The following is an 8870-nucleotide window of genomic DNA, read 5'->3' on the forward strand; positions in this document are numbered from 1 at the left end:
GGGAGCATGGGATATGACAGAGCCTTCGGCCCTCAGCCGAGACCTGGCTCACCCGTCCAACAACCTTCCTGGACAGAACACCTAGCGTTTTACCGAGTCGGCGAGAACGACACCATGATCAGGTGTCACCCCGGCACCGTGACTGGAACCGTACTCGGTGAGCAGGAGTGCGATGTCGTCGGCTCGATGCGAGGAGCCGCGGGCGTTGCGCAGAAGCCGGTTGGCGAGTCCGTCCAGTGAGTCCGCGGGGGTGTGGGCCAGGGATGCTCGCAGGCGGTCTATCCCCACTTCGATATCGGCGCCGGGTTCCTCGACCAGTCCGTCGGTGTAGAGGGCGAGGACGGACCCTGGCGGGAGGTCGATCCGGGTTGCTGGATAGGCGCTTGTGTGATCGACGCCGAGGAGTGGGCCGACGTCGAGTTCAAGGGCGTTGGTCGTCGCATCGGGACGGCGGAGCAGGGGTGGGGGGGTGGCCGGCGGTGACGGCGTAGGCGTGGTGGCTGTCGGGTTGGAAGTGGATGTAGCAGGAGCTGGCCAGCAGCCCGGGGTCGAGGTCGATGAGGGTTCGGTTGGCGCCCGCCATCACGTCGCCAGGCGTATGGCCTACGGCGGCGAAGGCCCGTACGGCGCTGCGGAGCTGGGCCATGGTGGCCGCGGCGGCGATACTGTGCCCCTCCACGTCTCCGATGACAAGAGCGACCCCACTGCCGGTGGGGATGACGTCGTACCAGTCGCCACCGATGTCCATTCCGCTGGTGCCGGGAAGGTAGCGCGCGACGGTGCGGATACCCGGGACCACTGGCAGCCGGTGCGGCAGGAGCGCCTGCTGCAGGCCGCGCGCGAGGGCGAACTCCGAGTCGTAGAGCCGCGCTCGTTCCAGGGCCTGGGCGATCAGACCGGCGAGTGCGGTGAGGACGCCGCGGTCCTTCTGCGTGAACCGGTGGATCTCGTCGAAGCCGAGGACGCAGGTGCCGACAGGGTGGCTGGAGGCGATCAGTGGCAAATACGCCCAGGAGCTCACCTCGCCCGTGGGGATGCCCGGGTAGCCCTGGGCGAGGTCCTGCTGCGACTCGATGAAGAACGGAGCGCCGGAGGTCAGGGTCTCCGTACCGGGCAGGTGTGCATGCAGCGGTACGCCCTCCAGCCAGTCGAGGAAATCTTCGTGGTGGCCGGTGTGGAAGAGCAGATGCATCGTCCCGTCGCGGACCACGTAGATCGCCAGCTGCTGGCCTCCGAAGGCTGGTAGGAGCTGGTCGGAGACGACTTCGCAGACTTCGCGGGCGGTGACCGCCTCGGTCAGCGCGCTGCCCAGCTGCAGGACGTGGTACATGACGCCCAGGCGCGCCGGAGTGCCAGCGGTTGCTGTCTCGGCCGTGGAGGCGGATGGCGTCGAGGTCGAGGATGGATGAGCCAGGGGCACCACCCGGCCGGTCACTCCGTCCGCTTGCGGATGGAGTGAGAAGGCGAGCCACCGGTCGGGCGGCCGGCAGGCCAGGAAGGAGACCGGCGCCTGCGAGATCATCGCGGACCGGTGCCGGTACTCGACGTCGGGATCGGACAGCCACGGCAGCACGTCCGAGAGAAATCGACCCAGCAACTCGTCGCCGCGCACGCCCAGCAGCCGCAGGGCGCTGTGGTTGGCGTAGGTGACCCGCCCGTCGTGGGCGAGGGACAACACGCCGTCCCGCAGCCGTTCGACCGCGGCGACGGCTGCGTTGCCGACGTGGGCGTCGATGACCAGGCCGACCAGGTGGGTGCGTGCCCGCGCGCCGGCGGTCTCCGGTGCGCGGCCCCACAACTCGACCGTGCGGTACCCCTCGCCGCCGTCCCTGCGGTCCCGGATGCGCAGACGCCGCGCGCTGACCCGGCCCTCGGCCGCTGCCACGCGGGCGGCGGCTCGAAGGACGTTGCGGTCGCCGGGGTGCAGGCAGGAAGTAAGCGTTTGGGTTCGTCCGTCGAAAGCACGAGGGTCGAGACCGAAGATCGCGCAGAACTCGTCGTCGACGGTGAAGGTGCCGGTGACCAGGTCCCAGTCGAACAGGCCGGCCCGCACGGCCGGTGGCGAGGGAGCCGGGGTCTCGGCGGGAATCGTCTGCGGGCCGCACTCGACGGGATCGCCGGTACGAGCGCGGAGCGCGGCGAGGGAAGCACCGAGGCGGTTGGCGACGGTCCGCACGTGGCGGCGCTGAGCATTCGACAGCCCTTCGCTGCCGGGTGACGCCGCCCAGACGATCGCCAGCGCCCCGAAGGTCTCCTCCCCTGCGCCCACCGGCACGGAGCAGGAGCCGAAGGCGTACGGCAGAGCTACCGCGAGCTGGGGATACCGGCGCATCGTCTCCTCCGCGCCGCTCAGGTAGACCGTGCGGCCGGAGCTATAGGCTGCGGCGACCGGGATGGGAGTGCTCACCGGTATGAGGTGCCAGCCACCGAGCAGAGAGGGTGGCACCCCGCACGCCGCGGCGAGCACGATCGACCGACGGTCGCGGGAGCGGAGAAATACGCTTCCGGCATACGCGCCAGCCCCTTCGACGGCTTCGACGACGGCTGCAGCGAGCAGATCCTCACGTTCCGCCGTCTCGCCGCCGATCATTTCGCGCATGGTTCCAGTGTGCGCGGTCGGCCCACCGCCCAAGGCGGCAACCAGAGAGACCCTTCGACCACAGCTCGCAGGGCCCCTCGCCGCGATCCGGCTATGGCTCCACCTGGAGGTCCTCGGGACACTCCGGGCCAGATCGCAAAGATGGACCGGCATCACCGTGAGCGAGAGGGCAGCCGGCACGATCCCGAGCACGGAGCGCGTGCCCTCACCTGTGCCGGTCAGGGCCCGGACGGCATCGACGGTGACGTGGGCGGCGAGCGCGAGCCACCACAGCGCGATGACGAGTCGATCAGGGCCGGCAACCGTCGCGGTCCAGACCGGGTGAGGTGAAGGTGAGGTACTGGCAGCGGTCGCCGTGTTCGGGATGCCCGTCCAGCGAGGCGGCGCTCAGCGGGCACCAGCTCCCAGGCGGCGTCGGGCAGGGCGGCCAGCCAAGGCCCGGCCGAGTCCACGCACAGGGCGCTGCCCGCGGCGTCACGGGACAACAGCGTGTCGGAACGGTCCGCCGGCCAGAACCCCCCAGGCTGCGGGCGGCGGCGCAGGCCAGGTCCTCCAGCGCCGCAGAGAGGCGCTGCGGGTGGAAGGGCCGCGCGCAACCAGGCGAAGGTGCTCACGCCGTGCTCGTCGCACTGCTGCGGCAGCGGCGCACACACAGGATGCCCCCGGGCTGTTGCCGCTGCCACGCTGAAGCCCGCCGACAGAGCTGCCCCCAGGCGACGCTCTCCGTGCGTACCTTTCGCGCACCCGATGTGAGCTGGGCGGGCGGCGCGTGGTTGGTGTCGTCGGCGACCTTGCCACCCTTCTTGCGGGGGCTGCCCTCCACGCGGGCGATGACCTTGGCAATGCCTGGGGTTCGACGGAGTCCCAAGTTCCACGACGGCCAGCCGGTACCTGCCCTCGTGGCGAGTCGCAGCATTTCGGGGCACCAGGTCGTCGCGCAGCGCGCAGCGAGCTCAGTCGTTCACCAGCGGTGCGTCGCCACAGCCCAGCAGATCACCGTCCGGTGCGCCGCGCTGTCTTCTGGAAGATCGTCGCCCGGGACGCCGCCGGCTCCGCCAATGCCCGGCACGTGGGCAGCGGACGTGTGCGCCTGCGCCCCCGATGCCTCCCAGGGCAGGACACACTCTTCAGCCGTCTCCGCACCATCACTCATCATGCTCAACCGGCCCCGAACAGCGACCAGTCCCCAGTCAGATGGACGGCGTCGACCCCGGCGACACCCATACGCGCCCCAGTAACGGCAACGGTGGAAACGGAGAGTGAAAGGGATGCCGCATGCGGTGATCCAGCACGAGACGCTCCCCTAGGCAAACGATATCGCCTAGATTGTCTGCATCGGGAGCGGTTAGATAGATGCAGATCGCTCCGGGTCCACATCTGATCGCGTGAGACCGAGCGTGCACGCAGCGGTGAGCGGAGGCGACAGTTGGCCGTGATGAACGCCGGAGGCGGCGATGCGCACAACACTGCCTGCAGGAGAGGGCGTTCATTGATCGCGGCATGCGCGGGTGGATGCGGTCGGGCGACGCTCTTCTTGCGGATCATGAGCCGTCGCCTTGGAAAACTTCACCGCTGCCGCGCACGGCATATGCGGTTGACATCGGGAAACTCGGGAGCTGGCATCCCTTGGAAACACGCGGAGGGAGTTCGATATGAACCAGGTCAAGACGACTTCATCGGATCTTCCTCAACCCTTGCGGGCCGTCGGCTCGGGGCTTCGTCGCTTGCCCGGAGCCGAGCAGGTGGGCAAGGCCGCCGGCGGTGCACTGGACTGGGTCGGAGCCATCTCTCCCCGCGGCCGCCGGTTGGCGGTCTACACCGGAGCCGGGGTGCTCGGCATCACCGGGGTGGTGGAGTGGCCCCTGGCTCTCACCGGTGCGGCCGTCGCCTGGCTGACCCAGCCACGCCCTGGACAAATCCCGTACGAAGAGCCAGCCGAGACGACGGGGCCCGGGATCGGCACGGCGCCCGCTACGGCCGGCCCTAGCCCCGCCCCTGCGGAAACCACGGACACGGAGCGCTACGGTCCCGGTGACAAGCTGGCGCCCTCTCATTTCCAACATGACCGCCCCGGGGAACATACGCACGAGCAGCCCGCCAAGGTCGGTGACCCCGCCACGACATCGGCGCTCAAGCAGGTGGCGAAAGCCTCCGCGCACCACACCGAACCAGACAGGTCCAGCGAGCGTCCCCCAGGCAGCCAGACTCTCTGAAGGACTGCGTCTGCACCGCGCCGGAACAGCACACGCCGAGGTCGGGCAGGGACGTGCCGACGATCGCAGACCAGGCAGCCGTCGCCTGACAGCCGCCGACTCACTGTGCTGCCCGCTCAGGGGCCGACGTCGGAGCGCTGGGCCCAGGTCAGCAGCAGGGCAGGATCATCGATGGGGAGACCGACACCGACCTAAAGATTATTTGTGGTCGGTGGCCGCGGCTGGCAGCCCCTGACGGGCAGCCAGCCGCTCTAGCAGGCCCGTGAGTACGGCGTTCTCCGTCGCGGTCAAGTCCGAGGCGAACTCGGCGTCGGCGGACTGTGCCAGCTTTCCGCAGACTTCGAGCAGTTCCCGGCCCTGCTCGGTGAGTGTCAGCACCTGGCGCCGGCGGTCGGCCGGGTCCCTGACCCGCTGAATCGCACCAAGCTTCTGAAGGTGGTCGGCGAGCGCCACGACGAGGCTGGGCGCGACGCCCATCACCCCAGCGACCTCAAGCTGCGACGAGGCCCTGCCGCTGTCCAGCACAACCATCAATCCGACGTGTTTGGGCTTGAGTTCATGGGCGGCGATGCGGGCCGCGAAGAGATCGGTCGCCATCGCCCCGAGCACGCCAAGACGGAAGACGACGCTGGAGTCCACCTTGCCAAGAGCCACGGACAGCATGCTACATTAAGAGAATCATTCAGATTGTGAATGATTCTCGCTGTGACTGAAAGGTCCGGTCATGCTCAGTCCTGCCATCGTCCAGCTACACCTCGCCGACCTCCAGGAAGGCATCGTCGAGCTCAGCGGAACCACTCCACCGGCCACGATCAGGCGATCCGTCGGCTTCCTGGCTCAGCTCGCCCAACTGCTCGACATCCCGGTCACCCTCTCGGCGGCACCACGTCCCGGCGGCCCCGCGGTCATCAAGGAGGCATCCATCTCCGCAGCACCCGTCTGCGTCCGCAGCGGACCGTCCGCCTGGGACCATGCGGCCACCCGCCAGGCCATCACCGCCCAGCCCCGGAAGAACCTCGCTCTGTGCGGTGTGGCCAGCGAGATCGTCGTACTGCACACGGCACTTGACGCCATCGCGGCCGGCTTTGAGGTCACCGTGCTCCTGGACGCCTGCGGTGGACTCTCCCCGCGCACCGAGCAGGCCGCCTTCCGCCAGATCGAGGCAGCCGGAGGCCGGATCACCGGCGTCGCCAGCTTCGCCTCCGACCTCGTACGTGACTTCACCACCCCGACCGGCCGCCAGGTCATCGCGGCACTGCACGCTCTGATCCAGCAGCCCGCTGCCGAACCGGCACAGCAGCGATCAGGGCAGACGACGGCCTGACGAAGCTTCTGTCGGACATGGTGATCTCGTGTCCCGCTGTGCGGTGGATGCCCGTCCCCGCTGCTCAGCGCCCACCGGTGCCCGACCACCACAGCCAGAGCGGCTTGTTTTCCGCGGCTGGGCAGCTTCTCCACGGACAGGCGGATGACGGTGTCCACGAGGATGGGCAGTTCTGCGCCACGGTCGGCTCCGCCCGCGTCTCGACGCTCCGGCCTCGACAGAGGAACCGTGAAACCGACGGCGGTCCACCACTTGCCATCGGTATCCCACTACCGGTGCTCGGGGTTCTCGTAGTCGCGTCGGCAGCCGGCGTCCCAGGCGGTGCGCTGGTTGCCGTAGGCGGGGATGCCGCCGAGGTCCTTCAGGGCCCGGGCCAGGTGCAGCAGGTTCCAGGTCATGAAAGTGGTGTTGCGGTTGGTGAAGTCGTTCTCCGGGCCGCCCGAGCCGGGGTCGAGGTAGGAGGGGCCCGGGCCCGCCTCGCCGATCCATCCGGCGTCGGCCTGGGGCGGGATGGTGTAGCCCAGGTGCTGGAGGCTGTAGAGGACGTTCATGGCGCAGTGCTTGACGCCGTCCTCGTTGCCGGTGATCAGGCAGCCTCCCACACGGCCGTAATAGGCGTACTGGCCGTACTCGTTGAGCAGGCTGGAGCATGCGTAGAGGCGCTCGATCACCTGCTTCATCACGGAGCTGTTGTCGCCCAGCCAGATGGGGCCGGCCAGCACGAGGATGTCGGCCGCCATGACCTGCTGGTACAGGTCCGGCCAGGCGTCCGTCTCCCAGCCGTGCTCTCGCATGTCGGGCCACACGCCGGTGGCGATGTCGTGGTCCACCGCCCGTACGACGTCGACGTGCACGCCCTGCGCGTGCATGAGGTTGGTGCTGCGGTGGATCAGCCCCTGGGTGTTGCTTGTCTCCGGGGAGCGCTTGAGGGTGCAGTTGATCACCAGGGCCCGCAGGTCGTCGTACCTCGCGGGCGGTGTGTCGTTGCCGGGCGGCGAAGCGGCCACGCGATCCTCCCAGAGCCTTGTTTGCCACGGTCAGCGGCGAAGCGTTCACATCCGGCTCCAGCCTGAGGGACGTCCATGGAAGCCGCTATGGAAAAGCCTCCGAATGGCCCCGGCGGCGATTCGACCCAGGCGCGGTCAGTCGGCTTGGCTCGCTTACCGGTTCCTGGTGGTGCATGACGGGAGGAGGTTCCGAAACGGCACTGTGCGTGGTGGCGCATGGGCCTGCCGTTGGAGGGCAATGAGGCAGGGTTCCGGGAAGCAGGCAGGCTCTTCCCTTCGTACGGTTGAACGCCGGCAGCCGTGTCCGTTGGGCCCCGGCCCTCCCTCTCCGCACGCCGCACCTCTCATTTCGTCGGCCGGTCAGCCCGATAACTCAACCAGGCGTGCTGTGCATGCGTGCAATCCGCGACGACCGGACCACCAGAGCCGTCATCCGCGACGAGGCCCTGCGCCTGTTCGCCGCCCACGGACCGGAGGCGGTCACCGTACGGCAGATCGTCTCGGCCGCGAGTGTGTCGCCGGGCCTGGTCGTGCACTATTTCGAATGGAAGGAGGGGCTTCGCCAGGAAGTCGACCAGTACGTCCTGGACGTCTTCGAGGCGATGCTCGGCGAGCTGACCGGTGAGAACGGAGCGGAACTACTCGATCCCGGTGCCGGGGCGAGTTCGCTGAGCGAAGCCTTCGCCCGTCATCTGCCGGACGACTCCCCCCCTGCCCGGCTAGCTGCGCCGACTCCTGCTGTCGGACACCGATGCGGACGGCTGCTGTTCCCACGGCTGTACGACCTGAGCAGGGTGGCGCTGGACGGTCTGGCCGCAGCCGGACTGGCCGCCCCCGGGCGGGACCCGGCGGTGCGCGCCGCCCTGCTCCTCGTCAACGACCTGGCCCTCTTCCTGCTGCACGACGGCCTCGCCGACGTCCTCGACACGGACCCGCTGTCGGCCGACGGCATGACCCGCCGGGCCCCGGAGATTCTCGGCATCCACGGGCGGACTGAACGCGGCACCACCCCCACCGCAAGGAGACAGCCCGTAGGCAGGCCGCGCATGGCGCCCGGCTCAACACCCGCACCGGCACCCCTCCTGCAGGCCATCGACATCCACAAGTCCTACGGCAAGCAGTCCGTTCTGCTCGGGACCGCGTTGACGGTCGCCTCTGTTGACATCCTCCCGGCCCTGATGGGCCGGGATTCCCTTTTTCAGGTGGCTTGGCCGGTCGCCCAGCTGCCGGGTTCCTGCTTCACGGACCGGCCAATGCCGAGGTCTCCGCAGGCTGACACGGGCTGTCCGCCCGCGTTTCGGATGTTCTTCGCCGCGTTCACGTCCGCGTTTTCCGCGTGAGCGCACCCGTCGGCCTTGCATCGGAAGACCGCTTGGCTCTCGCGGTTGCTTTCCGTGACAAAGCCGCAGGCGGAGCATCGCTGCGACGTGTATGCGGGGTTGACCTTCGCCAGTGCCGTGCCCGTGTACCGGGCGGCACTCGTGAGGGCGAGTTCGAGGCGGTGCCAACCCTTGTCGAGGATGGCCCGGTTCAGGCCGCGCTTGGGCGCGACGTTCCGGCCCGGCTCGGCCACGGTGCCGGACGCCGAGGCGGACATGTTCTTCGTCTTGAGGTCTTCGAGGACGACCAGGACGTTCTTCTGCACCAGGTATGCGGCCGTCTTCGCGCAGAAGTCGCCGCGCCGGTCCGATACCCGGGACATGATCCGGCCCATGGCGTGGATCGTC

General features: G+C 68.8%; 7 protein-coding genes and 2 pseudogenes. 3 read left to right on the forward strand and 6 right to left on the reverse strand.

What is annotated here, in order from left to right:
- Positions 1 to 81: 81 nt before the first annotated feature.
- The 3 genes and pseudogenes from AB0950_RS38770 to AB0950_RS38780 form a co-directional block, all read right to left on the reverse strand.
- Positions 82 to 459 carry a PP2C family protein-serine/threonine phosphatase gene (locus tag AB0950_RS38770; protein ID WP_366780616.1) on the reverse strand — a complete coding sequence of 126 codons (378 nt, stop codon included), beginning with the start codon at positions 457 to 459 and terminating at the stop codon, positions 82 to 84.
- Complete coding sequence (locus AB0950_RS38775; protein WP_366780613.1) at positions 422 to 2407, reverse strand: SpoIIE family protein phosphatase; 1986 nt, start codon at positions 2405 to 2407, stop codon at positions 422 to 424. The genes AB0950_RS38770 and AB0950_RS38775 overlap by 38 nt, the downstream gene beginning before the upstream one ends.
- 410 nt (positions 2408 to 2817) lie before the next feature.
- A pseudogene (locus AB0950_RS38780) lies at positions 2818 to 3579 on the reverse strand (GTP-binding protein); the annotation flags it as partial.
- A 672-nt stretch (positions 3580 to 4251) separates the two neighbouring features.
- Between AB0950_RS38780 and AB0950_RS38785 the strand changes: the two are divergent.
- The gene (locus AB0950_RS38785; RefSeq protein WP_360162181.1) at positions 4252 to 4812 is read left to right on the forward strand and encodes a hypothetical protein; all 561 of its coding nucleotides are present in this window, start codon (positions 4252 to 4254) and stop codon (positions 4810 to 4812) included.
- A gap of 198 nt (positions 4813 to 5010) precedes the next feature.
- Here AB0950_RS38785 and AB0950_RS38790 read toward each other — a convergent pair whose 3' ends face one another.
- The gene (locus tag AB0950_RS38790) at positions 5011 to 5475 is read right to left on the reverse strand and encodes a MarR family winged helix-turn-helix transcriptional regulator (protein WP_360162183.1); all 465 of its coding nucleotides are present in this window, start codon (positions 5473 to 5475) and stop codon (positions 5011 to 5013) included.
- A 61-nt stretch (positions 5476 to 5536) separates the two neighbouring features.
- Here AB0950_RS38790 and AB0950_RS38795 point away from each other — a divergent pair, with 61 nt between their 5' ends.
- Positions 5537 to 6136: an isochorismatase family protein gene (locus AB0950_RS38795; protein WP_360576127.1), complete on the forward strand. Its 600-nt coding sequence runs from the start codon at positions 5537 to 5539 to the stop codon at positions 6134 to 6136.
- A gap of 269 nt (positions 6137 to 6405) precedes the next feature.
- On the opposite strand, the gene AB0950_RS38800 is transcribed toward AB0950_RS38795, so the two are convergent.
- Entirely contained in the window at positions 6406 to 7143 is a 738-nt protein-coding gene (locus AB0950_RS38800; protein ID WP_360162187.1) for a flavodoxin family protein, read from the reverse strand.
- Positions 7144 to 7535: 392 nt separating this feature from the next.
- On the opposite strand from AB0950_RS38800, the gene AB0950_RS38805 reads away from it, so the two are divergent.
- Positions 7536 to 8483 carry a TetR/AcrR family transcriptional regulator gene (locus AB0950_RS38805; RefSeq protein WP_366780614.1) on the forward strand — a complete coding sequence of 316 codons (948 nt, stop codon included), beginning with the start codon at positions 7536 to 7538 and terminating at the stop codon, positions 8481 to 8483.
- Between the two features lie 14 nt (positions 8484 to 8497).
- On the opposite strand, the pseudogene AB0950_RS38810 reads toward AB0950_RS38805, so the two are convergent.
- Positions 8498 to 8857, reverse strand: a pseudogene (locus AB0950_RS38810) (transposase); the annotation flags it as partial.
- Positions 8858 to 8870 lie beyond the last annotated feature (13 nt).

This window comes from Streptomyces sp. NPDC007189 (genome assembly GCF_040703635.1).
Lineage (GTDB): Bacteria > Actinomycetota > Actinomycetes > Streptomycetales > Streptomycetaceae > Streptomyces.

Bases quoted from the DNA above. Each gene is read 5' to 3' on its own strand.
- AB0950_RS38785 (WP_360162181.1), top strand. From the start codon at position 4,252: ATGAACCAGGTCAAGACGACTTCATCGGATCTTCCTCAACCCTTGCGG.
- AB0950_RS38790 (WP_360162183.1), bottom strand. From the start codon at position 5,475: ATGCTGTCCGTGGCTCTTGGCAAGGTGGACTCCAGCGTCGTCTTCCGT.
- AB0950_RS38795 (WP_360576127.1), top strand. From the start codon at position 5,537: ATGCTCAGTCCTGCCATCGTCCAGCTACACCTCGCCGACCTCCAGGAA.
- AB0950_RS38805 (WP_366780614.1), top strand. From the start codon at position 7,536: ATGCGTGCAATCCGCGACGACCGGACCACCAGAGCCGTCATCCGCGAC.